The 23,121-nt window shown below is 64.5% G+C and carries 20 protein-coding genes; 11 read left to right on the top strand and 9 right to left on the bottom strand.

The window, feature by feature from the left end:
- Positions 1-160: 160 nt before the first annotated feature.
- The 5 genes from EEB15_RS26270 to EEB15_RS26290 all read right to left on the bottom strand — a co-directional run bounded on the left by EEB15_RS26270 (position 161) and on the right by EEB15_RS26290 (position 6,477).
- Positions 161-2,635 (bottom strand): PAS domain-containing hybrid sensor histidine kinase/response regulator, encoded by a 2,475-nt coding sequence (locus tag EEB15_RS26270; RefSeq protein WP_141512918.1) that lies wholly within the window; start codon positions 2,633-2,635, stop codon positions 161-163.
- 84 nt (positions 2,636-2,719) lie between these two features.
- On the bottom strand, positions 2,720-3,196 hold the full coding sequence (gene bfr, locus EEB15_RS26275) for a bacterioferritin (RefSeq protein WP_141512919.1): 477 nt from the start codon (positions 3,194-3,196) through the stop codon (positions 2,720-2,722).
- A 44-nt stretch (positions 3,197-3,240) separates the two neighbouring features.
- On the bottom strand, positions 3,241-4,788 hold the full coding sequence (gene ahpF, locus EEB15_RS26280) for an alkyl hydroperoxide reductase subunit F (protein ID WP_141512920.1): 1,548 nt from the start codon (positions 4,786-4,788) through the stop codon (positions 3,241-3,243).
- Between the two features lie 122 nt (positions 4,789-4,910).
- A complete protein-coding gene (gene ahpC / locus EEB15_RS26285) occupies positions 4,911-5,474 on the bottom strand; it encodes an alkyl hydroperoxide reductase subunit C (RefSeq protein ID WP_141512921.1) in 564 nt (187 codons plus the stop codon).
- Between the two features lie 181 nt (positions 5,475-5,655).
- Positions 5,656-6,477, bottom strand: a complete 822-nt coding sequence (locus EEB15_RS26290; RefSeq protein WP_141512922.1) for a pyruvate, water dikinase regulatory protein — start codon at positions 6,475-6,477, stop codon at positions 5,656-5,658.
- 195 nt (positions 6,478-6,672) lie between these two features.
- Here EEB15_RS26290 and ppsA point away from each other — a divergent pair, with 195 nt between their 5' ends.
- The gene (gene ppsA, locus EEB15_RS26295; RefSeq protein ID WP_141512923.1) at positions 6,673-9,084 is read left to right on the top strand and encodes a phosphoenolpyruvate synthase; all 2,412 of its coding nucleotides are present in this window, start codon (positions 6,673-6,675) and stop codon (positions 9,082-9,084) included.
- 166 nt (positions 9,085-9,250) lie between these two features.
- A complete protein-coding gene (locus tag EEB15_RS26300; protein ID WP_141512924.1) occupies positions 9,251-11,305 on the top strand; it encodes a VC_2705 family sodium/solute symporter in 2,055 nt (684 codons plus the stop codon).
- Positions 11,306-11,318: 13 nt separating this feature from the next.
- Here EEB15_RS26300 and EEB15_RS26305 read toward each other — a convergent pair whose 3' ends face one another.
- Positions 11,319-11,840, bottom strand: a complete 522-nt coding sequence (locus EEB15_RS26305) for a hypothetical protein (protein ID WP_141512925.1) — start codon at positions 11,838-11,840, stop codon at positions 11,319-11,321.
- Between the two features lie 205 nt (positions 11,841-12,045).
- On the opposite strand from EEB15_RS26305, the gene EEB15_RS26310 reads away from it, so the two are divergent.
- From EEB15_RS26310 to EEB15_RS26325, 4 genes are all read left to right on the top strand, one after another.
- A complete protein-coding gene (locus EEB15_RS26310; RefSeq protein WP_141512926.1) occupies positions 12,046-12,372 on the top strand; it encodes a hypothetical protein in 327 nt (108 codons plus the stop codon).
- Positions 12,369-12,947, top strand: coding sequence for a tetratricopeptide repeat protein (locus EEB15_RS26315; protein ID WP_233259627.1), 579 nt, complete (start codon positions 12,369-12,371; stop codon positions 12,945-12,947). Before EEB15_RS26310 ends, EEB15_RS26315 begins: the two co-directional genes overlap by 4 nt.
- A gap of 104 nt (positions 12,948-13,051) precedes the next feature.
- Positions 13,052-13,309, top strand: a complete 258-nt coding sequence (locus tag EEB15_RS26320) for a DUF4212 domain-containing protein (RefSeq protein ID WP_141512927.1) — start codon at positions 13,052-13,054, stop codon at positions 13,307-13,309.
- Positions 13,310-13,311: 2 nt separating this feature from the next.
- Positions 13,312-15,447, top strand: coding sequence for a sodium:solute symporter family protein (locus EEB15_RS26325; protein WP_141512928.1), 2,136 nt, complete (start codon positions 13,312-13,314; stop codon positions 15,445-15,447).
- A gap of 65 nt (positions 15,448-15,512) precedes the next feature.
- Here the strand turns inward: EEB15_RS26325 and EEB15_RS26330 are convergent, their stop codons facing one another.
- Positions 15,513-15,926, bottom strand: a complete 414-nt coding sequence (locus EEB15_RS26330; protein WP_141512929.1) for a hypothetical protein — start codon at positions 15,924-15,926, stop codon at positions 15,513-15,515.
- A gap of 224 nt (positions 15,927-16,150) precedes the next feature.
- On the opposite strand from EEB15_RS26330, the gene rpsF reads away from it, so the two are divergent.
- From rpsF to dnaB, 5 genes are all read left to right on the top strand, one after another.
- Positions 16,151-16,516, top strand: coding sequence for a 30S ribosomal protein S6 (gene rpsF, locus EEB15_RS26335; RefSeq protein ID WP_141512930.1), 366 nt, complete (start codon positions 16,151-16,153; stop codon positions 16,514-16,516).
- 17 nt (positions 16,517-16,533) lie between these two features.
- Positions 16,534-16,818, top strand: coding sequence for a primosomal replication protein N (gene priB / locus EEB15_RS26340; protein ID WP_141512931.1), 285 nt, complete (start codon positions 16,534-16,536; stop codon positions 16,816-16,818).
- Positions 16,819-16,879: 61 nt separating this feature from the next.
- Positions 16,880-17,161, top strand: a complete 282-nt coding sequence (rpsR, locus tag EEB15_RS26345) for a 30S ribosomal protein S18 (protein ID WP_141512932.1) — start codon at positions 16,880-16,882, stop codon at positions 17,159-17,161.
- Between the two features lie 12 nt (positions 17,162-17,173).
- Positions 17,174-17,626 carry a 50S ribosomal protein L9 gene (rplI, locus tag EEB15_RS26350; protein ID WP_141512933.1) on the top strand — a complete coding sequence of 151 codons (453 nt, stop codon included), beginning with the start codon at positions 17,174-17,176 and terminating at the stop codon, positions 17,624-17,626.
- A gap of 198 nt (positions 17,627-17,824) precedes the next feature.
- Complete coding sequence (gene dnaB, locus EEB15_RS26355) at positions 17,825-20,284, top strand: replicative DNA helicase (RefSeq protein ID WP_141512934.1); 2,460 nt, start codon at positions 17,825-17,827, stop codon at positions 20,282-20,284.
- A gap of 9 nt (positions 20,285-20,293) precedes the next feature.
- Here the strand turns inward: dnaB and EEB15_RS26360 are convergent, their stop codons facing one another.
- Together EEB15_RS26360 and EEB15_RS26365 are read right to left on the bottom strand one after the other, a co-directional pair.
- Positions 20,294-21,385, bottom strand: coding sequence for a toxin-antitoxin system YwqK family antitoxin (locus tag EEB15_RS26360; RefSeq protein WP_233259629.1), 1,092 nt, complete (start codon positions 21,383-21,385; stop codon positions 20,294-20,296).
- Positions 21,386-21,432: 47 nt separating this feature from the next.
- Positions 21,433-23,121: PhoH family protein (locus tag EEB15_RS26365; protein ID WP_233259630.1), on the bottom strand; the 1,689-nt coding region annotated here is incomplete at its 5' end.

The raw sequence follows: 23,121 nt of genomic DNA on the forward strand, positions 1-23,121 counted from the left end.
CCAAGATGGCCTCCAAACGTAGGCCCGCATGAAAGCGGGCCATGGGTTGACGAAGAGGCTGGCTGGGGGCGCGCTGAAGGGCGCCGGAGTTTGGCTGGCCGGAAAGGTTCAGCCGGGATTCTATATCAAATGCGAATCAATCGCATTTGCATTGAAGAAATCAGGACATCATGGCGACGTCGCGATAGCCCGGAGGCGGCCCGTCGGAGCGGCCCAACTGCCCGTCGAGCGAGTACAGCAGGCCGTCCAGCGGCAATTCCAGTTCGACCAGCCGCATCTGTAGATTCTCCAGCGGCTCGCCGTCTCGGATCGCGCGTTCCAGGGCAAGCGCCTGTTCCTGGATGCGGGTCGCGCCCACGTTGGCCGACACGCCCTTGAGCGTGTGCGCGAGGCGATGCGCGGTCGCGCGGTCGCCCCGGCCCAGCGCGCGCCGGATCTGCTGGCCCACCGTGCGCTGCCCGTCGACGTAGCGCCGCAGGATCGCCATGTACAGGCCCTCCTTGCCGGCCATGTTGGCCAGGCCCTGCGCCGTGTCCAGCCCGGCGATGCCCACCGGCAGGTCGAAGCCGGGCTGCCGGGCCGCTGGTGGAGGTGCTACGGCGCGTGCGGGTATCCATCGCGTCACGACAGACAGCAGCTCCTGTGGGTCGATGGGCTTGACCAGGAAGTCGTTCATGCCCGACTCCAGGCAGTTCTGCCGGTCGTGTTCCATGGCGTTGGCGGTCATCGCCACCACGGGCAGGGCCGCGAAGCGTTCGATCCGCCGCAGGGCGCGCGTGGCTTCGAGGCCATCCATCACCGGCATCTGCATGTCCATGAAGACCAGGTCGTAGGCGGCATGGCTGAGCATCTGCAGCGCGATCTCTCCGTTCTCGGCCACATCGACCTGCAGGCCGGCGTCCCGCAGCAGCTCGCGCGCCACCTGCTGGTTGAGGTCGTTGTCCTCGACCAGCAGCACGCGCGCGTCACGCACCGCCTCCATTCCGGCCGCGGCATCGTCCGCGCTGATCTTGGGCCGGGGCGTCGGCTGCCGGGCCGCGCCCAAGGCATTCACGGTTGCGTCGAACAGCAGCGAAGGGCTGACCGGCTTGACCAGCACGCTGGCGAAGCCGCTGTGCGCCGCCTCCTTCTGCGTCTCCTCACGGCCGTAGGCCGTCACCATCAGCAGCAGGGGCGCAGACGCGAGGCCCAGCGCGCGAATGCGCCGCGCCGCCTCCACACCGTCCATGCCGGGCATGCGCCAGTCCATGTAGACGATGTCGTAGGGATGGCCTTCTTCCGCCGCTCGCCGCACCGCCTCGACCGCCTGCGCGCCGTCACCGCATTCCGCGGTGGTGAACGTCATCGCGTGCAGCATCGCCGCGATGGCGGCCCGGGCATGCTCGTTGTCGTCCACCACCAGCGCACGGCGGCCGCGCAGGTCGACGGCGGGAAGCTGCCCGCGCTCGTTCGCGCGGCCGATGCCCAGCCTTGCGGAGAACCAGAACGTGCTGCCTTTGCCGTATTCGCTTTCGACGCCCACCTCGCCGTGCATCAAGCCGGCCAGGCGCTTGCAGATCGCCAGGCCCAGGCCGGTGCCGCCGAATTTGCGCGTGGTGGAAGCGTCGCCCTGCGTGAAGCTCTGGAACAGGCGGGCTTGCTGCTCCGCGGTGAGGCCGATGCCGGTGTCGCACACGCGGAAGTGCAGCATGACGCCGTGGCCCGTGCGTTCACTCGCGCGCACGGAGATCAGGACCTCGCCCTTGTGCGTGAACTTGACGGCGTTGTTCGCGTAGTTCAGCAGGATTTGCCCGAGCCGCAGCGAGTCGCCCACCAGCCGCGGCGGCACGTCGGGCGCCACGTCGATGACGACCTCCAGCCCTTTGGCATGGCATTTCTCGCTCACCAGGCTGGCGGTGTGGTCCAGCAGCTTTTCCAGCTCGAAGTCCTCGTGCTCCAGGTCCAGCTTGCCGGCCTCGACCTTGGAGAAGTCCAGGATGTCGTTGATGATGCCCAGCAGGTGCTGCCCCGAAGCCTGCACTTTCTCGATGTAGTCGCGCTGCCGCGGCGTGAGACCGGTCTTGAGCGCCAGGTGCGACAGGCCGATGATGGCGTTCATGGGCGTGCGGATCTCGTGGCTCATGTTGGCCAGGAAGTCCGACTTCATCCGCGTGGCTTCCTCGGCGATGTCTCGCGCGCGCCGCAGTTCCTCCTGCTGGCGCCGGGGCTCGGTGATGTCGCGAAAGATGATCACGCTGCCCACGCAGCGACCGCCGATGCGCTGCGGCAGCACGTGGCGCTCCAGCGCGCGGCCGTCCTTCAGTTCGACCACGCAATGGTCTTCGTCTTCCGGGTTGGCGCGGCGATGCTGCACATGATCCAGCCAGGCCTGCGGGTCTTTCACCTTCGTCAGCTGGAAGTCGAGCAGCGCCTGCGTGTCCATGTCGCTGAGCTTGTCCTCGGGGATGCCCCAGAGCTCGACGAACCGGATGTTGTAGAAGAACGCGTCGTCCGAATACTGGAGCGTCAGGATGCCGTCACCGGCGGCGTCCAGCGTGGACAGCAGCAACGCCTGCGACTGCCGCAGCGCGGCCAGCGCTTCGCGGGCCTGGGCGAGCTCCCGCTCCATCGCAGCCACGTCCGGCGCCTGGTCCATTCACGCTCCTTGCAAGGGAAGCGCCATGACACCACGGCCCGCGGAGACGGGCATTAGGCGAATTACCTAAGAGGGTAGAAAGGCCTAACTGGCGCGATCCAGTTGCGACTGCAGGTAGTTCTGAAGGCCCACTTTCGCCAACACGTCGAGCTGCGTTTCCAGGAAGTCGATGTGTTCCTCGGTGTCCTTGAGGATGTCCTCGAGGATTTCGCGCGAAACGTAATCGCGAACGCTCTCGCAGTGGGCGATGCCCAGCTTGACGGCGGCTTGCGCGCCGCGCTCGCTTTGCAGGTCGCAGTCGAGAATCTCGGGCACGTCCTCGCCGACGAGGAGTTTGCCCAGGTCCTGCAGGTTGGGCAAGCCGTCGAGCATGAGGATGCGCTCCATCAATCGATCGGCGTGCTTCATCTCGCCGATCGACTCTTCGTATTCCTTCTTCGCCAGCTTGTCGAAGCCCCAGTGCTTGAGGATGCGGTAGTGCAGGAAATACTGGTTGACCGCTGTCAGTTCGTTGCGTAGCTGCGCTTGCAGGTGCTGGATGACTTGAGGATCGCCTTGCATGGGGGAAGCTCCCGCGAGTTGTTCTCGCGGGATTGTCCACCAAATCAGTTGCGCATCAGGTGGTCAAAAGCTCCCAGCGCCGCCTTCGCGCCGTCGCCCGCGGCGATGATGATCTGCTTGAACGGCACCGTGGTGACGTCGCCGGCCGCGAACACGCCCGGAAGCGAGGTCTGCCCTTTGGCATCGACGATGATCTCGCCGTGCCTGGACAGCTCGACCGTGCCCTTGAGCCACTCGGTGTTGGGCACCAGGCCGATCTGCACGAACACGCCCTCCAGTTCCACGTTCGCGGACTCGCCCGTGGCGCGGTCCTTGTAGGCTAGGCCGTTCACCCGCTGGCCGTCGCCGGTGACCTCAGTGGTTTGGGCGTTGAGCAGCGTCGTCACGTTCGGCAGGCTGGCCAGCTTGCGCTGCAGCACCGCGTCGGCGCGCAGCTTGGTGTCGAACTCCACCAGCGTCACGTGCGCCACGATGCCGGCGAGATCGATCGCTGCTTCAACGCCGGAGTTGCCGCCGCCGATCACCGCCACCCGCTTGCCCTTGAAAAGCGGCCCGTCACAGTGCGGGCAATAAGCGACGCCCTTGTTCCGGTATTCCTTTTCGCCCGGCACGTTGATGTTGCGCCAGCGCGCGCCAGTGGTCACGATCACGCTGCGCGACTTCAGCGAAGCGCCGCTTTCCAGCTGCACTTCGATCAGCCCGTCAACCGGCGCCAATGACTTCGCACGCTGCAGATTCATGATGTCCACGTCGTAGGTGCGAACGTGTTCCTCCAGCGCCAGGGCGAACTTGGGGCCTTCAGTTTCCTTGACTGACACGAAGTTCTCGATACCCAGCGTGTCCAGCACCTGTCCGCCGAACCGCTCCGAGGCCACGCCGGTGCGGATGCCCTTGCGGGCCGCGTACACGGCTGCTGCCGCGCCGGCCGGCCCTCCGCCGACGATGAGCACGTCGAACGGGTCCTTGGCGGAAATCTTCTTGGCTTCGCGCTCAGTGCCGCCGGTGTCGATCTTGGCCAGGATCTCCTCCAGGCTCATCCGTCCGTTGCCGAACATGGCGCCGTTCAGGAACACGGTGGGCACGCCCATGATCTGGCGTTCCTGGATCTCGTCCTGGAAGATGCCGCCTTCAACCATGGTGGTCTTGATGCGCGGGTTCTGGATCGCCATCAGGTTCAGGGCTTGCACGACGTCGGGACAGTTGTGGCAGGTCAGCGAAACGTAGACCTCGAACTCGAATTCGCCATCCAGCGAACGGATCTGCTCGAGAACTGCTTCATCCACCTTGGGCGGGTAGCCACCGATCTGCAGCAGGGCCAGCACGAGGGATGTGAATTCATGGCCCATCGGCAGGCCGGCAAAGCGCGGGCCGTGGTTTTCACCGGGGCGGTTGATCGAGAACGAAGGCGTACGGTGCGGGCCGCCGCGCGTCTCGCTGACTTTCATCAATGGTGAGGCTTCGGCGATGTCCTTGAGCAGGGCGGACATCTCGGCCGAGGCGGCGCTGTCGTCCAGTGAAGCGACAATCTCCACCGGCTGCGAGATGCGTTCCAGGTAGGCGCTCAGCTGGGCTTTGAGGTTGGTGTCGAGCATGGCGGTTCCTCCGGGTGCACGGTTCCAATTCGGGAGACACCGCGGAACCGGCTTCGCCGGGCCGCTGGTGTCGCCCCCTTGAGGGGGAGGCAGCTCACGCAGTGAGCTGCTTCGGGGGTGGGTTAGATCTTGCCGACCAGGTCCAGCGAGGGAGCGATGGTCTTGGCGCCTTCGTTCCACTTCGCGGGGCAGACTTCACCAGGGTGGGCGGCGGTGTACTGGGCAGCCTTCAGCTTGCGCAGCGTTTCCTTCACGTCGCGGGCGATCTCGTTGGAGTGGATCTCGGCCGTCTTGATCAAGCCTTCCGGGTTGATGATGAAGGTGCCGCGCAGGGCCAGGCCTTCCTCCGGAATGTGCACGCCAAAGGCGTTGGTCAGCACGTGGGTCGGGTCGCCCACCAGGGGAAATCTGGCCTTGCCGACGGCCGGTGAGGTTTCATGCCAGACCTTGTGCGAGAAGTGCGTGTCGGTGGTGACGATGTAGACCTCGGCGCCCATTTTCTGGAACTCGGCGTAGTTGTCCGCCGCGTCTTCGACTTCGGTGGGGCAGTTGAAGGTGAAAGCAGCCGGCATGAAGATCAGCACAGACCATTTGCCCTTGAGCTTTTCGTCGCTCACGGTAATGAACTTGCCGTTGTGGAAGGCTTGGGTCTTGAACGGCTGGATCTGAGTGTTGATCAGGGACATGAGTAGTTTTCCTCTTGAATTGTTGAAAAGTGTCGTTGGACAGAGGGAGTTTGCCTGTGCCAGTGCGATTGATCCAATGAATTGACGTTATTCAAGTCATTGGGTATGGCTATTGATCGGCATTGCAGCGACCCACCGACGGCGTGTCGCAGGGCGTTTGGCGTGAACGAGGGTGAAGGTTTCAGTACTCCAGCCGCTCGGGCCGGATTTCCTGCAGGATCGTCGTGGCGATCTCTTCGATCGACTTGGTCGTCGTGCTGAGCCAGCGAATGCCGGCCCGCCGCATCATCGCCTCGGCTTCCGCCACTTCCATGCGGCAGTTGTCCAGCGCCGCGTATTTGGAATTGGGGCGCCGCTCATTGCGGATCTCGGCCAGGCGCTCAGGCTGGATCGACAGCCCGAAGATCTTCTTGTGGTGCGCCACCAGCGCGGTGGGCAACTGCTGGCGATCGAAATCTTCCGGAATCAGCGGATAGTTCGCTGCCTTCAGACCGTATTGCATGGCCAGGTAAAGCGACGTCGGCGTCTTGCCGCTGCGGCTCACGCCCACCAGGATCACGTCGGCCTGCTCCAAATCCCGGTTCGATTGCCCGTCGTCGTGCGCCAGGCTGAAGTTGATGGCTTCGATCCGGTCGTGGTATTCCTTGCTCTTGCTCACGTCCGAAAACCGGCCGATGCGGTGCGAAGACTTCATGCCCAGCTCGATCTCCAGCGGCCGCACGAAGGTGCCGAACATGTCCAGGAACATGCCTTTGCAGCCTTCTTCGATCACGCGAAGGATTTCCACATTGACCAGTGTGGTGAAGATGATGGGCTTGCGGCCCTCGATCTCGGCCGTGTGGTTGACCTGCCGTACCACTTGGTGGGCCTTGTCGACACTGTCGATGAACGGCATGCGCACGTGGCGCGGCTTGAACTCGAACTGGGCGAGGATGGCGTTGCCGAAGGTCTCGGCGGTGATGCCGGTGCCGTCGGAGATGAAGAAAACTGTGCGGGTGTGCATGCGGGCGTCCTGTAGTGCTTTCAGATTGCTGCAAGGCCCATACCGGCCGGCCCCGCCTACAATCACGCCAATTATCCAATTCCCTCACCGCATGCACCGCCCCGGCCCATTCCAACAAGCACAAAGCCTTCTGGCCCCGCATGCCGTGCCGCTCCTCAGGAGCGCAGACCCGGTTTCAACTTCTGGAGTTTTCCCATGTCTGCACTTTTCAGCGCGACCGCCCTGGTCGTACCGTTTGAAAACCTGAGAATGACCGATGTCGAGGCGGTAGGCGGTAAGAACGCCTCGCTCGGCGAAATGATCTCCAGTCTTCCGCATGGGCCGCAAGGCGTGCGCGTGCCCACGGGTTTCGCGACCACCGCCCACGCATTCCGCGAGTTCCTGGCCCACGACGGGCTGGCCGCTCGCATCAACGCCAAGCTGACCGAGCTCGACACGGAAGACGTGCGTGCACTCGCCGCAGCGGGCGCCGAGATTCGCGGCTGGGTCGAGGCGCAGCCGTTTCCGGCCAACCTGGAACAGGCAATCCGCGAGGCGTTTGTCACGCTGTGCGCGGGCAACGACAAGGCCAGCTTCGCCGTGCGTTCGTCGGCCACCGCCGAAGACCTGCCGGACGCTTCCTTCGCCGGGCAGCAGGAAACCTTCCTCAACGTCGTCGGCATCGACACGGTGCTGCACAAGATGAAGGAGGTGTTTGCCTCCCTCTACAACGACCGCGCCATCAGCTACCGCGTGCACAAGGGCTTTGCGCACGCCGACGTTGCGCTTTCGGCCGGTGTGCAGCGCATGGTCCGCAGCGACCTGGGCGCGGCCGGGGTCATGTTCACGATCGACACCGAATCGGGCTTCGAGGACGTGGTGTTCATCACCTCCAGCTATGGCCTGGGTGAAACGGTGGTGCAGGGCGCGGTGAACCCCGACGAGTTCTACGTGCACAAGCCGATGCTCGAAGCCGGCAAGCGCGCCGTGATCCGCCGCAATCTCGGCTCCAAGCTGGTCCAGATGGTGTTCGCGAGCGCCGAAGAAAAAGCCGCCTCGGGCAAGCTGGTCAAGACCACCGACGTGCCCCTGGAGCAGCGCAACCGCTACTCGCTGACCGATGCCGACGTCGAACTGCTCGCGCAGTACGCGCTGGTGATCGAGAAGCACTACGGCCGGCCGATGGACATCGAGTGGGGCAAGGACGGCAACGACGGCCTGCTCTACATCCTGCAGGCGCGCCCCGAAACCGTGAAGAGCCAGCAGCAGGGCAAAGCCGAACTGCGCTACAAGCTGAAGGGCAAGGGCACCGTGCTGGCCGAAGGCCGCGCCATCGGCCAGAAGATCGGCACCGGCCCGGTGCGTCTGGTGCACAGCATCAGCGAGATGGACAAGGTGCAGGCCGGCGACGTGCTGGTGACCGATATGACCGACCCGAACTGGGAGCCGGTGATGAAGCGCGCCGCCGCGATCGTCACCAACCGCGGCGGCCGTACGTGTCACGCCGCCATCATCGCGCGCGAGCTGGGCATCCCGGCGGTGGTCGGCTGCGGCGACGCGACCGACCTGCTCAAGGAAGGCACCCTGGTCACGGTGAGCTGCGCCGAGGGCGACACCGGCTTCATCTACGACGGCCTGCTGGAAACCGAGGTCAGTGAAGTCAAGCGCGGCGTCATGCCCCAGATCAAGGTCAAGATGACCATGAACGTGGGCAACCCGCAGCTGGCCTTCGACTTCGCGCAGCTTCCCAATGACGGCGTGGGCCTGGCCCGGCTGGAATTCATCATCAACAACAACATCGGCGTCCATCCCAAGGCCATCCTCGACTATCCGAACGTCGATGCCGACCTGAAGAAGGCGGTGGAGTCCGTTGCGCGCGGGCATGCCTCGCCGCGCGCCTTCTATGTCGACAAGGTGGCGGAAGGCATCGCCACGATCGCGGCAGCCTTCTGGCCCAAGCCCGTGATCGTGCGCCTGTCGGACTTCAAGTCGAACGAGTACCGCAAGCTGATCGGCGGTTCGCGCTACGAGCCCGAAGAAGAAAACCCGATGCTGGGTTTCCGCGGCGCGGCGCGCTACATCAGCGAAGACTTCCGCGAAGCGTTCGCGATGGAGTGCGAAGCGCTGAAGCGCGTGCGTGACGACATGGGCCTGACCAACGTCGAGGTGATGGTGCCTTTTGTGCGCACGCTCGGCCAGGCCGACCGCGTGACGCAACTGCTCGCGGCCCAGGGACTCAAGCGCGGGGAGGGCGCGCCCGGCAAGGAACTGCGCATCATCATGATGTGTGAGGTGCCCAGCAACGCCATCCTGGCCGACGAGTTCCTGAAGTTCTTCGACGGCTTCTCCATCGGCTCGAACGACCTGACCCAGCTGACGCTGGGCCTGGATCGCGACTCGGGCCTCGAACTGCTGGCGGCCGATTTCGACGAGCGCGATCCGGCCGTGAAGGCCCTGCTGAGCCGCGCGATCAAGGCGTGCAAGGACCAGGGCAAGTACGTCGGCATCTGCGGCCAGGGCCCCAGCGACCACCCTGACTTCGCCCAGTGGCTGGCCGACGAAGGCATCACCTCGATCTCGCTCAACCCGGACAGCGTGATCGCCACCTGGCAGCAGCTGGCTAAGTAGGAGCCCCCACGGGCTGCGCCCTGCCCCCTCAGGGGGCGCAGCCGTCTAGGGGCGGCCCGTCGACGGCTAAGGGCTGACGGGCCGGTTCAGCAGATACCCTGTGGGCCGCCGGGCACCCCCGGTGCGATGATGCGCGCACCGAGGGGCTCTTTGAGACAACAACCGCATGGCCGAAGACCGTGACTATGCCGCGTACAAGCGGCGGCTCGCGCGCATCCTGACGTACTATGTGCTGGGCCTGTGCGCCGCGCTGGCCGTCATGGCCTGGGCCGAGCGCAGCGGCCTGTCGCGCCAATGGCTCGGCCCGATCTTCCTGTTCTCGACGGTGATGATCTACGCGGCGATCGGCATCTATGGCCGCACCACGGACGCCGAGGAGTACTACGTCGCCGGGCGGCGCATCCCACCGTTCTACAACGGCATGGCCACGGCGGCGGACTGGATGAGCGCCGCCTCATTCATCAGCCTGGCGGGTGGCCTCTACCTGCAGGGGTTCTCGGGCTCGGGCAGCCAGCCCGGCGGGCTGGCCTACGTGCTGGGGTGGACCGGCGGTTTCTGCCTGGTGGCGCTGCTGGTGGCACCCTACCTGCGCCAGCTCGGGCTTTACACCGTGCCGGACTACTTCGCGCACCGCTACGGCGGCCGCTGGCCCCGGCTGATCGCGGCGTTCTCGGCGATGCTGTGTTCCTTCACCTATGTGGTGGCGCAGATCTACGGCATCGGCCTGATCGCCTCGCGCCTGACCGGCGTGCAGTTCGAGCTCGGCATCCTGCTAGGGCTGGGCGGCGTGCTGCTCTGCTCGTTCCTGGGCGGCATGCGCGCCATTACCTGGACGCAGGTCGCGCAGTACATCATCCTGCTGCTCGCGTTCCTGATCCCGGTGTCATGGCTGGCGTTCAAGCAGCTGGGCAACCCGTTGGCACCGCTGGTGTACGGCACGCAGTTGCAGAAAATCACCGAGATCGAGAAGGAGTTGATCGAATCGCCGGCGGAAAAGCAGGTGCAGGCCGAGTACAAGCGGCGCGCCGCCGAATACGAAGCCCGCCTGAACAACATCGAAGAATCCGTCCGGCGCGAACGTGCCGCGGCGCAGCAGCGGATTCGCCAGCTGAAGACGCAGAACGCCGATTCGGCCCTCATAGTGGCCGCCAACCGCGAGCTGGCGGCGCTGCCGCGAGATGAGGCCGGTGCACGCGAATTGTGGACACGCGCGATGCACGAGAGCCTCGAACGCTCACGGCCTCTGGGCGGGTTGCCTCCCCACGCGCAGCCTTTCGCGGGCGATCCCGAAGGCACGCCTGCGCAGCAGGAAGCCTTCGACGTGTCGCGGCGCAACTTCCTGGCGCTGGTGTTCTGCCTGATGGTGGGCACGGCGGGCCTGCCGCACCTGCTGACCCGCTTTTACACCACGCCTAGCGTGAGGGAGGCGCGCTCCTCCGTCGGCTGGGCGCTGTTCTTCATCGCCTTGCTGTACCTGAGCGTGCCGGCCCTCGCGATGCTCGTCAAGTTCGAGGTCATGCAGACGCTGGTGGGCAGCCCTTTCGACGCGCTTCCGTCATGGATCCTGCAATGGGGCAAGGTCGATCCGTCGCTCATCTCCGTGAGGGACGTCAACGGCGACGGGATCGTGCAGTTCGGCGAGATCAGGCTGGGAGCCGACATCATCATGCTGGCCACGCCCGAGATCGGCGGCATGCCCTATGTCGTCTCGGGCCTGGTGGCCGCCGGCGGGCTCGCGGCCGCCTTGTCGACGGCCGACGGCCTGCTGCTCACGATCAGCAACGCGATGGTGCGGGACGTCTATGCGCAGGAGATCGGCCATCACGTGACACCCGAGCAGCGCGTGATCCTGTCCAAGTTCGCGCTGCTGGCGGTGGCGCTGGTCGCGGCGATGGTGGCATCGCTCAAGCCAGCCGACATCCTGCCGCTGGTGTCGGCGTCGTTCTCGCTGGCGGCGTCGGCCTTCGTGCCGGCCATGGTGCTGGGAATATTCTGGAAGGGCGCAACCCGGGCAGGCGCCGTTGCCGGCATGCTGGCCGGCCTGGGCGTCACCGTGTACTACATGCTCTCCAACGCCGCGGCGGTGCGCACGCTGTTCAAGCTGGCGCCCGGACCCCAGCTGTGGTTCGATATCGTGCCGGTGTCCGCTGGCGTCTTCGGCGTGGCGGTTGGCTTCGCCGTGGCGCTGGTCGTGAGCCTGATGACCTTGCGCGCCGACTGAGTGGCTCGCGCGCTCAGGACGCGGGCATGTGGGAATGGACTGCCGCGGCGAACTCGTCCGCTGTGTGGGCGCTGTGGACCTGCCGCAGCATCCCCTCGGCCCGCGAAACCGCCACCTGAAAATCACGGAGGTTACGCGCGGCTTCGATCCGAAGGCACAGCTCTTGGGCGTTCGGCCCCACCAAGTCCGTCAAACGCCGGCTGGCGAAGCGCTGCGCTTCGGCCAGTGTCATGGCGGGCGCAAGCGCCCCAGGGCCGGAGGCCGGACTGAGCGGGGCGGGCGCGGAAGCCCGAGCCGGTACGTGATGAGCAGGGGCCGCCGCGCCGGGCTCGATGAAGCCCTGGTCCGACAGCTGGGTCAGCAGCTCGTTCGTGTCGCCCAGCATCTGCGACAGTTGCGCCAGATCGTCGAAGGTCTTCTTGCCGTCGACCAGGATCAGCAGGGAGCGCAGCTTGGGCCCGAGGCCGTGCTGGCGGGTGGCGATGGCTTCAATGCCCTTGGCCGACTTGTGATAGACGACGTTCTTTTGGATCACGCACACTCCCATTTGCTTTTGTCAGTTCAGTGTAAGTTTTCGTGGATGCCAAGGCTAGTGGGTGTTTCACCTCAATCCGTTTAGCTTGCAACGCGAGGCTACACCCGGCTTGCCCGGCCGTTGGCGATTTGCCGGGTAATCCCTGAGGGGGTTTACATCCAAGCTCGCGAGCTTTGTAAGGGTCGAGTAAGCCCGGGTTCGAACCATGAAGGACACAGACAACGCGGGGGACAGTTTGCTAACTTTCGTGAGCGTCATCAAGCTCCTTTCGGAGATTGCATTGCTGGCTTTGGTCGGGCAGGGCGTACTGGGGTTGCTGGTGGGCGCCAGGCGCGAGCAGAACCTGTTCTACCAGTTGCTGCAGATCATGACGCGGCCCTTCGTCTCCACAGCGCGTCTCATCACTCCCAGGGCCGTGATCGACCGCCACGTCCCGATCGTCGCCTTCCTGCTGCTTTCCTTCGTCTGGATCGCGGCCACCTTCACCAAGATCAGCATCTGCGTGCGGATCGGTGTGGAACTGTGCAAATGATGCGCGCGCTGCGTTACCGGGGTTCGAAGTGGAGGGCGATGGCGCTCCTGGTTGTTGGCCAGCGCACCGCTGCAGCGCGCGTGTTCCGCACGATGATGGTCGAGTTCCCGGCGGACCCGTACGCACTGGCCAGCCTCGCGCACATGCAGGCGCAGGACGGCGACCGCAGGTCGGCGATGGAGAGCTTGGAGCAGCTTGTGGGGCTGGACCCAGGCGAAGGCCGCCACTGGTTCAATCTCGGCTTCGTGCTCGAAGAGCTTGGGGAGTACGAGCGTGCGCTCGAAGCACTCCGCCGCGCCACCCAGCTGCGGCCCGAGCTCGATCGTGCGTGGTATGGCCTTGGCCTGGTTCTGATCCGGCTGCAGCGCCTCGATGAAGCCGTCGCCGCCTTGAAACAAAACACCAGATTGCAACCGATGAGCCCGTACGGCTGGTACCAGCTGGCCCGGGTTCATATCGACCGGCAGGAGCCCGATGAGGCGGTGAAGATCATTCGCCACCTCAAGGGGTTCGAGCCGAAAGTGGCAGCTCAATTGGAGCGGGAAACCGGGCTGGTGACGGCGCCGGTGCTCTGAGGCAATTGAGCTGGCATTCCTGGGGCGCGGCCTGGTTGCAGGTTGCGGGTTCGCCCGCAGTGGTCGCGAAAAAGCCCGCAAGGGCGCTTTTGAGGAGCTGAGCGATGCAATTGACCGACAGGCACCAGGAGTACTGGCGCAAGACCTTGAGGATCACGGCGATTCTCCTGGCAATCTGGTTCGTCGTGACCTTCGTGGTGAGTTACTACGCACGCGAACTGAGTTTCAACTTCTTCGGCTGGCCATTCAGTTTCTGGATGGGCGCCCAGGGCGCCCTGGTGATCTACATACTGATCATCGGGTTCTACGCCAGGTACATGGGCAAGCTCGACATCGAGTACGGTGTTGAAGAGGAGGACTGATCATGGCTGGAATGTTTGACGTCAAGGCCGGCACGTCCGGCGCCGCGGCCACCGCCGCGTTCAAGAAGAACCTGAACAAGGTTTACAAGTGGTACACCGGGGGATTCCTGGTGTTCCTTGTCTTTCTCGCCATCTTTGAACAGATGGGCCTTTCGCGGCAGTGGATCGGGATGATCTTCCTTCTGGCCACGGTCGGCCTGTACGCCGGCATCGGCATCATGAGCCGCACGACGGACGCCGCCGAGTACTACGTGGCGGGACGAAGAGTGCCTGCCATGTACAACGGCATGGCGACAGGCGCCGACTGGATGTCAGCGGCGTCTTTCATCGGCATGGCCGGCGGCCTGTACCTGAGCGGCTACGACGGCCTGGCGTTCATCATGGGGTGGACTGGCGGCTATTGCCTGGTCGCGCTGTTCCTGGCGCCCTACATGCGCAAGTTCGGCCAATTCACCGTGCCCGACTTCCTGGGCGAGCGCTACGGCGGCCACGTCCCGCGTTTCATCGGGATCGTTGCGGCCATCCTGTGTTCGTTCACCTATGTCGTGGCGCAGATCTACGGCGTTGGCCTGATCACGGCGCGCATGGTCAACGTGCAGTTCGAGGTAGGCATTTTCCTCGGGCTGGGCGGCATCCTGGTTTGCTCCTTCCTTGGCGGCATGCGCGCGGTGACGTGGACGCAGGTGGCGCAGTACATCATCCTGATCGTGGCCTACATGATCCCGGTGGTGTGGCTGGCGGTGAAGCAGACCAGCGTTCCGGTGCCGCAGGCGGTTTACGGCTATCAGCTGGAAAAAGTCACGGCCAAGGAAAAGCTGCTCGCCAACGACCCCAAGGAGCTCGAAGTCCGCGAGATCTTCAAGAAGCGCTCGGCCGACCTGGCTGAGAAGCTGAAGAACCCAGGCCCCGCGCTGGCTGCGGACAAGGCTGCCGCCACGAAGAAGCTGGAGGACCTGAAGGCCGCCAATGCGATGGGGTCGCAAGTCTCCGCCGCCGAGAAGGAGCTTGCGGCAGTGCCCAAGGACGAGGCTGCAGCCAAGGTTGCATGGACGCGCGCGAAGGCGGCGGCGGACACCAAGTCCAAACCGTTGAATGGGATGCCACCCCACGCCAACCAGTTTGCCGGCGATCCCAAGGGTGATGCGGCGGCGCAGAAGACCTACGACACCTCGCGGCGCAACTTCCTCGCCCTGATCTTCTGCCTGATGGTGGGTACGGCGGCGCTGCCCCACATCCTGATGCGCTACTACACCACGCCCAGCGTGAAGGAGGCGCGGGAGTCGGTGACCTGGTCGCTGTTCTTCATCTTCCTGCTTTACTTCACGGCGCCTGCGTTGGCCGTGCTGGCAAAGTATGAGGTGTTCCACGTACTGATCGGCACGCCGATCGACCAGCTACCGGCGTGGATCGCATCCTGGAACAAGGTCGACCCGACGCTGATGTCCATCACGGACATCAACAAGGACGGCATCCTCCAGCTCAACGAGATGAGCATCGGCGGCGACATCATCGTGCTGGCCACCCCGGAGATCGGCGGCTTGCCGTACGTGATCTCAGGCCTCGTGGCGGCGGGCGGGCTGGCTGCTGCGCTTTCGACGGCGGACGGGCTCCTGTTGACGATCGCCAATGCGCTGAGCCACGACCTGTACTACAAGATGATCGACCCAAATGCGTCCACCGCCCGTCGGGTGACCATTTCCAAGATGCTCCTGCTGGTGGTGGCCCTGTGCGCGGCATTTGTCGCGGCGCAGAAACCGGCTGACATCCTGTTCCTGGTGTCCGCGGCCTTCTCGTTTGGCGCCGCGGCGTTCTTCCCGGTGCTCGTCCTGGGCATCTTCTGGAAGCGGGCCAACCGGATGGGTGCCTCCTTTGGCATGGTGGCGGGCCTGGGCATCACGGTGTACTACATGGTGATGAACCAGCCCTGGCTGCGCGGCATCTTTGGCGTGACGTCGCCGGTTGACCTCTGGTTCGGGATCCTGCCGATCTCGGCAGGCGTGTTCGGCGTGCCGGTGGGGATCGCGGTGATCATCGTCGTCAGCTTGCTGACGCCGGCACCCAGCAAGCACATCCAGGAACTGGTGGATCACGTGCGCTACCCAAGCCTGAAGGGCACGGCCAAGAGCCTGGTGCACTAGAAGTCGGCGTTTCGAATCAGCCCCGGGGCCTCCAGGCGCCGGGGCTTTTTACGTCCTGAAGAGCGTCATTCGGTATCGGTGATCACCCATTTGCGGGTGCACTTGCGGCAGCAAACCTGCGTTTCGGCGCCGCCGTGGTTGGTCGCGACCACCGAGAAGCGCCCATACGTCCCGCAATCGGGGCAATTCGCCTGGTTGGCGATCCCCTCGGCGCGCATCAGGAGGTACAGGTAGCGGCGCAGCGCCCACAGGCCGATGGTGGCGCATACCACGACGAACAGCACGTTGGTCAGCTGGTCCTCGGTTGAGGCGCCTCGAAAAGCCTCGATGCTGCTCAGCAGGCCAATCACCGAGAGGAAGCACAGCAGCATGTAGGCATGGCACGAGAGCAGTTCGCGCTCGTACCACTTGCGAAACCCGGCCCGGCCTATGCCATCGGCCAGCCTCGAGGGGAGCCCGTCATCCGACATCGGTTTCATCGGCAGATCATCGCAAAAGTGCCGCTTGCTGTGGAAACCGGGAACCCGGTAACCGGAAAGGCTCTACCCACCGCATGAATGCGGCCGGGCCGGTTCGTGGGAGGGCGCGCAAGCCAGTTCTGGCTATAATCGTGGGCTTTCCCTTGCCACACCACATCTGACGCTGTGGGTGGCTGCTTATTAGCCGTAGCCGCGAAGGCGCGGCGCAACCCTCAAGGAGTCTTATGCGTCATTACGAAATCATCTTGCTGATCCACCCGGACCAGAGCGAACAGGTTCCGGCCATGCTGGAGCGCTACAAGGGCATGATCACCGCCGGCGGCGGCAAGATCCACCGCGTTGAAGACTGGGGCCGCCGCCAGCTGGCCTACCAGATCAACAAGCTCGCCAAGGCCCACTACCTGTGCGTGAACATCGAGGCCGACCAGCCCGTGATGGCCGAACTGGAACACGCTTTCCGCTTCAACGACGCCGTGCTGCGCCACCTGACCGTGGTGCGCAAGAAGGCCGATACCGGCCCGTCTTCGATGATGAAGACCGTCGAGCGCGAAGAAGCCCGCAAGACCCAGCAGGCGGAGTACCAGTCGTAAGCGGCTGACGCCGGAGAGTGAACCAGCTCGTTTTGAGCGCCCGTATCGCCCAGGCAGGAGCCATGCGATACACCCCCGCCGGGTTGCCGGCCCTGGATTTCAGCCTCGAACACGAGTCGGAAGTCACCGAAGCAGGGCAACCCAGGCAGGTGAAAGTGGCGATCAGGGCGGTGGCTTTTGGCAGCATGGCCGAGACGCTCGGCAAGCAGTCCATCGGCAGCAACTGGCAGTTCACAGGATTCCTGGCGACACCCCGCAACGGCAAGCACCCCGTGTTCCACATTCAGTCATTTCAAGCTTAATTCGTTCAATTTTTTTGCGGGACAGACCTTCAGCTCTGTCCCCAACTGATCAGGAGATCACATGGCCACGTTCAAGAAATTCAACAAGGACAAGCGTCCGAAGCGCAACACCCAGTCGCTGCTGTTCAAGCGCAAGCGCTTCTGCCGCTTCACCGTCGCCGGCGTCGAGGAAATCGACTACAAGGACGTCGACACCCTGCGCGACTTCATCGCCGAAAACGGCAAGATCATCCCGGCCCGCCTGACCGGCACCCGCGCGATCTACCAGCGTCAACTCAACACCGCCATCAAGCGCGCTCGCTTCCTGGCCCTGGTCCCGTACACGGACCAGCACCGCATCTAAGGGGCCAAGAACATGCAAGTTATCCTGCTCGACAAAGTCCTGAACGTCGGCGCTCTCGGTGAGATCGTCAAGGTCAAAGACGGCTACGCCCGCAACTTCCTGATTCCCCAAAAGCTCGCCCGCCGCGCCACCGAAGCCAACAAGGCCGAATTCGAAGCCAAGCGCGTCGAACTCGAGAAGGCAGCGGCTGCCAAGCTGGCCGAGATGCAAGCGCAAGGCGAGAAGCTCGCCGGCACGACCATCAAGCTGACGCAGAAGGCCGGCGTTGACGGCCGCCTGTTCGGCTCGGTCACCAACTTCGACGTCGCCGAAGAACTGGCCAAGCAAGGCTACAAGGTCGCCAAGGCCCAGGTTCGCATGCCCAATGGCCCGATCAAGACCGTCGGCGACAGCACTGTCTCCGTGGCCCTGCACACGGACGTCGTGGTCGACATCAACGTCACCGTGTACGGCGAAACGGCTTAATACAGCACAGCGCTTTGCGCAAGAAAAAGCCGCCCGCGGGCGGCTTTTTCATTGGGTCTGTGGTTATACCGGCTGGTCCACCGGCTATCCACAGTGTTGCCCAGGAAATCCACAGCTTCTCCTGACGGTTTTGCCCAGCCTTTGTGCTGGACGTCCACAAGACGCCGCCGTAGCATCATCCATCCTTCCGAGCCGCCGATGTCCGCAGTACTTACCTCCCTCGACGACGAATTCTCCCGCGACCACCAGATCGCGCAGCTGCGCATTCCGCCTCATTCCGTTGAAGCCGAATCCAGCGTCCTGGGAGGCCTGCTCCTGGACAACAACGCCTGGGACCGGGTGGGCGACCTGCTCACCGACGGCGACTTCTACCGCTACGAGCATCGCCTCATTTACGCCTCCATCGGCGGCCTGATCAATGCCACCAAGCCGGCTGACGTCATCACGGTCTATGAGCAACTGCAGGGCCTCGGCAAGGCAGAGGAAGTGGGTGGCCTTGCGTACCTGAACTCCCTCGCGCAATACGTGCCCAGCGCGAGCAACATCCGCCGCTATGCGGAGATCGTGCGCGAGCGATCCATCCTGCGCAAGCTGGTGAGCGCCAGCGACGAGATCGCCACGGCGGCCTTCAACACGCAGGGCAAGGCCGTCGACAAGATCCTCGACGAAGCCGAGCAGAAGATCTTCAACATCGGCGAGGAAGGCTCGCGGATGAAGCAGGGCTTCCAGGGCATGGATTCGCTGGTGGTGCAACTGCTGGACCGGGTCCAGGAGATGGCCGACAACCCGAACGACATCACGGGTGTGCCGAGCGGCTTCTACGACCTGGACCGCATGACTTCAGGCATGCAGGCCGGCGACATGATCGTGCTGGCGGCGCGGCCCTCCATGGGCAAAGCCCAGCCGATCGATGCGAAGGTGCGGACTCTTGGAGGCTGGAAGGCCATGGGCGACCTCGAAGTGGGCGATGCGGTCGCCTCGGCCGATGGTCGCGCTTCCATCGTTACCGGCGTCTTTCCGCAAGGCACACGCGAGGTCTACCGCATCACCTTTTCCGACGGCCGTTCTGCCGAATGCTGTGCGGAACATCTTTGGAAGGTCTCTTGCCGCCATTGGGATGCGCCCCGGGTGCTGGACACAGCGAAGCTGATTGAATTGCTGGGCCGGAAGCGCTACCAGGATCGCATCTGGATCGACCGCGCCACGGGTGACTTCGGCCACGTCGATCCGCTGCCGGTTGATCCCTGGGTATTGGGAGCCCTGCTTGGCGATGGGAATCTGACGGGCACCGGCAGCGTGCGCTTCTCGACTGCTTCGCCGGAAATTGTTGAACTGATGCGCAGCCGTGCTGGCGACGGGATGGAAGTGACCCATGCGGGGAGATATGACTACCGCATCGTCCGGCAGGATCGGGGGCACGCGTCGGGCTTTGCCGGGATGCAGCCGAATCCACTGCGCACCGCACTGGAAGCCTTGCGTCTGTCCGGCTTGCCCAGCGATCGCAAGTTCATTCCACGCCTGTACCTCGAAGCATCCAGGGGCGCCCGCCTCGATCTCTTGCGTGGGCTGATGGACACCGACGGCTGGATCGAGCGATGGGGCAGCGCCCGCTTGTCGACATCGAGCCGGCAGTTGGCAAACGATATCGCGGAACTGGTTCGTTCGCTGGGTGGCTGGTGCTCCATCGCGCCCAAGCAACCTCATTTCACGAATGTCGCCGGCATTCGCGTCGCGGGTCTGCCGGCTTATGTCTGCCACATCTCTCACCCACAGCCTCGCGAACTCTTCCTGCTTTCTGAAAAGCAGGCCCGCGCTCCCGAGGCGTGGACTCGCCAGAAGCGGCTGACCATCAAATCGATCGTTCCAAGCCGGCAGGCCGCTTGCCAATGCATTTCGGTCAGCCACCCCGATCGCCTCTACATCACCGACGATGATGTCGTCACACACAACACCGCCCTGGCGATCAATATCGCCGAACACGTTGCGCTGAACGAAGGCCTGCCGGTGGCGGTGTTCTCCATGGAAATGGGGGCCTCGCAGCTGGCGGTGCGTATCGTCGGCTCGATCGGCCGCATCGACCAGATGCACCTGCGAACCGGCAAGCTCACGGATTCGGAATGGCCGCGCCTCACCGAAGCCGTCGAGAAGCTGCGCAACATCTCACTGCACATCGACGAGACACCCGGCCTCACCACGAGCGAGCTGCGCGCCAACGCGCGCCGCCTCGCGCGCCAGTGCGGCAAGCTCGGCCTGATCGTGGTCGACTACCTGCAGCTCATGAGCACGTCGGCCAGCATGAACGACGAGAACCGCGCCACGGCCGTGGGCGAAATCTCGCGGGGCCTCAAGATGCTCGCGAAGGAATTGCAGTGCCCCGTGATCGCGCTGTCTCAGCTGTCGCGCGGCGTGGAGTCGCGCACCGACAAGCGGCCCATGATGAGCGACCTGCGCGAATCCGGCGCCATCGAGCAGGACGCCGACGTGATCATGTTCATCTACCGCGACGACTACTACAACAAGGACTCCAAGGAGCCCGGCGTCGCCGAGATCATCATCAGCAAGCAGCGTAACGGCCCCACCGGGACGGTGAAGCTCGCGTTCATGAAGGAGCTGACACGGTTCGAGTCGCTGGCCTCGGGCGGCAGCAGCGATTTCTAGAGCGAGCGGCTAGCGGCTGAAAGCCTTGCGTGAGCCGTCCTCAAACACCTCGTCGTCACGCACCAGGTTTCCAGCGTCGTCCCACGCGCGCTCACGCGTAAGGCGGCCGTTCTGGTCGTAGATGCGTTCGCCGACCTGGCGGCGTGCCGTATTGAACCGCAGGTGGCTGCCTACCGGCGTACGCTGGCCCCGCTGTTCGGTCCAGCGACTCGTGGTGGCCGTGCCGCCGTCGTCGTGGAACTCCTTCTCGGAGATAGTGGCAATGCGGTCGTTCCAGCTCCACTCGGTGCTCCGGCGCGGCTGCCCGTTGAGATAGAACTGGTTGTCCGAAACCATCCGCCCTTCGGCCCACTTCTGTTCGCGCGCAAGGCTGCCGCGCTCGGAAAACTCTTGCAGCCGCTCGCTGCGTATCTCGCGGCCCGTCACGACGCGCTCCCGCTCACGACGCTTGACTCCGTTGGCGCCGAACTCGCGTTCGATGCGGCGTGGGCCGTCCACCTCTTCGGATTGGCGAATCTGACCCTGTTCGTCCAGCCGGTCGAAGCGGATGCGCTGCCCCTGCAGCCATGTACCCCGCGCCTGCATGTGGCCGCGTTCGTGGAACAGCTCCGCGCTTGAGGGCGCACCACCAAAGCCGCAGGAACGCGCGTCGTCGAACGCAGGCGCGAGCTGCGCCTTGGCGCCGCAGCGCAGGTCGCCGAGCCGCCCCTGCGTGGTGAATTCGGCCGCGGCCTGGGGCTCGCGATCACCATCGGCTGCGTGAAAGGACACCCTGCGCAGCTGCCCATTGGGATGAAAGCGGCGCGCCAGGCCGCGCAGGCTGCCGTTCTCGTACTCGCCTTCGAAAAGCACTTTGCCATCCGGGCCGAACTCGCGAGCGCGGCCCTGCATGTTGCCCTGGGTGTTGACGCTGTGTTCCTTCTGCAGACGACCGTTCTCGTAAAAGCGCACCAGGCCCATGAACTGGCCTGCGCGAAGTTCCTGCTCGCGCTGGAGCAGACCGCTGTCGCGGTCCTTGCACCGCATGAGGCCCGTCTTGCCGGCCGTGGTGGAGCCGTTGGCAGGGTTGACGTGCTGGCCGCCGATATCGCAATCGAACACGGCCTGGGCTGCCCCGCAGGCCGCCAGCAGCAGCCAGGCCGCGTGCTTCAGAGAACCTCGCTCGCGAAATCCGCCAACCGCGACCGCTCGCCACGCGCCAAGGTGATGTGCCCGCTGTGCGGCCAGCCCTTGAACTTGTCGACGGCAAACGTCAGGCCCGACGAGCCTTCGGTGAGGTAGGGCGTGTCGATCTGCGCGAGGTTGCCCATACAGATGATCTTGGTGCCCGGGCCGGCGCGCGTGATCAGGGTCTTCATCTGCTTGGGCGTCAGGTTCTGCGCTTCGTCGATGATGACGTACTTGTTCAGGAACGTGCGGCCGCGCATGAAATTCATGCTCTTGATCTTGATGCGGCTGCGGATCAACTCGTTGGTGGCCGCGCGGCCCCATTCACCGGCGCTGGTCTCGGTCTTGGCCAGCACTTCGAGGTTGTCGTCCAGCGCGCCCATCCACGGGCCCATCTTTTCTTCTTCGGTGCCGGGCAGGAAGCCGATGTCCTCGCCCACGCTCACGGTGGCGCGGGTCATGATGATCTCGGTGTAGCGGCGGTCGTCCAGCACCTGCGTGAGTCCCGAGGCGAGCGCCATGAGCGTCTTGCCGGTACCGGCCGTGCCGGTGAGCGTGACGAAGTCGATCTCCGGGTCCATCAGCAGGTTCATCGCGAAGTTCTGTTCGCGATTGCGCGTGGTCACGCCCCAGACCGAGTTCTTCAAATGGCCATAGTCCTTGAGCGTCTTGAGCACGGCCGTCTTCGCGCGGATCTCGGTGACGCGGGCGTACAGGCTCGGCTCGCCGGGCGACTCGAAATAGACGAACTGGTTGATCAACAGGCTGGGCACGACCGGGCCGGTGATGCGGTAGTAGGTGTGCTGGCCGCTTTGCCAGCTCTCGATGGTCTTGCCGTGCTTGGTCCAGAAGTCCGGGGGCAGGGCCATCGCGCCCGAATACAGCAGCTCGAGATCGTCGAGTGTCTTGTCGTTCTGGTAGTCGTCGGTGGCCAGGCCCAGCGCGCGGGCCTTGACGCGCATGTTGATGTCCTTGGACACCAGCACCACATCGCGCGGTGCATGCTGTTCGCGCAGGGCAGCAACGACACCGAGGATCTGGTTGTCCGCCTTGCCGGGCGGCAGGCCCAGCGGCAGGCTGCTTTCGAGCGGTTTGGTCTGGAAGAACAGGCAGCCGCCGGCTTCGCGATGGCCGGTGGTGTCCAGCTTCAGGCCATGGGCAATGTCCGCCCCGTTTTGGCCGGCCAAAGCGTCCAGCGTGCGGCTGGCCTGGCGGGCATTGCGCGCAACCTCCGTCATCCCTTTCTTGTGGCCGTCCAGTTCCTCCAGCACGATCATCGGCAGGAAGATGTCGTGCTCTTCGAAGCGGAACAGGCTCATCGGGTCGTGCATCAGCACGTTGGTGTCCAGCACGAACAGCTTGGACGGGCCGGACGACTTCGCTTTGCGCGCAGGGCGCTGCACAGGCTCCGGCGTCACGCGCTTGCGGGCCGCCGGCACTACCGGGTCGGCATGCTCGAAATATTCGTCCGCGGGCGCCTTCAGCGCTTCGGGATGCGCCTCGCCGCCACCCCGGGGATCGAAGTCCAGGGCGACCTGGGGCTTCTCGGCCAGCGGGCTTTCAGCGAGGCTTGCCTCCGTTTTTCGCGGTGCCTTGTGCGAGGAGCGGGCCGGAGCGTCGTAGGCTTCCGGCGGGAGCAGGGCGGCGCGCTTGGTGGGGGCGGGGGGCAG

Origin of the sequence: Ramlibacter sp. WS9 (assembly GCF_003797765.1) — a bacterium.
Taxonomy (GTDB): domain Bacteria; phylum Pseudomonadota; class Gammaproteobacteria; order Burkholderiales; family Burkholderiaceae_C; genus Ramlibacter.

Coding starts and splice junctions, on each gene's coding strand:
- ahpF (WP_141512920.1), bottom strand. CDS start 4,788: ATGCTCGACACCAACCTCAAAGCCCAGCTGAGCGCCTACCTGGAACGC.
- EEB15_RS26290 (WP_141512922.1), bottom strand. CDS start 6,477: ATGCACACCCGCACAGTTTTCTTCATCTCCGACGGCACCGGCATCACC.
- EEB15_RS26325 (WP_141512928.1), top strand. CDS start 13,312: ATGGCTGGAATGTTTGACGTCAAGGCCGGCACGTCCGGCGCCGCGGCC.
- EEB15_RS26310 (WP_141512926.1), top strand. CDS start 12,046: ATGAAGGACACAGACAACGCGGGGGACAGTTTGCTAACTTTCGTGAGC.
- rpsR (WP_141512932.1), top strand. CDS start 16,880: ATGGCCACGTTCAAGAAATTCAACAAGGACAAGCGTCCGAAGCGCAAC.
- rpsF (WP_141512930.1), top strand. CDS start 16,151: ATGCGTCATTACGAAATCATCTTGCTGATCCACCCGGACCAGAGCGAA.
- EEB15_RS26330 (WP_141512929.1), bottom strand. CDS start 15,926: ATGAAACCGATGTCGGATGACGGGCTCCCCTCGAGGCTGGCCGATGGC.
- ppsA (WP_141512923.1), top strand. CDS start 6,673: ATGTCTGCACTTTTCAGCGCGACCGCCCTGGTCGTACCGTTTGAAAAC.
- rplI (WP_141512933.1), top strand. CDS start 17,174: ATGCAAGTTATCCTGCTCGACAAAGTCCTGAACGTCGGCGCTCTCGGT.
- dnaB (WP_141512934.1), top strand. CDS start 17,825: ATGTCCGCAGTACTTACCTCCCTCGACGACGAATTCTCCCGCGACCAC.
- EEB15_RS26300 (WP_141512924.1), top strand. CDS start 9,251: ATGGCCGAAGACCGTGACTATGCCGCGTACAAGCGGCGGCTCGCGCGC.
- ahpC (WP_141512921.1), bottom strand. CDS start 5,474: ATGTCCCTGATCAACACTCAGATCCAGCCGTTCAAGACCCAAGCCTTC.
- EEB15_RS26270 (WP_141512918.1), bottom strand. CDS start 2,635: ATGGACCAGGCGCCGGACGTGGCTGCGATGGAGCGGGAGCTCGCCCAG.
- EEB15_RS26320 (WP_141512927.1), top strand. CDS start 13,052: ATGCAATTGACCGACAGGCACCAGGAGTACTGGCGCAAGACCTTGAGG.
- EEB15_RS26315 (WP_233259627.1), top strand. CDS start 12,369: ATGATGCGCGCGCTGCGTTACCGGGGTTCGAAGTGGAGGGCGATGGCG.
- bfr (WP_141512919.1), bottom strand. CDS start 3,196: ATGCAAGGCGATCCTCAAGTCATCCAGCACCTGCAAGCGCAGCTACGC.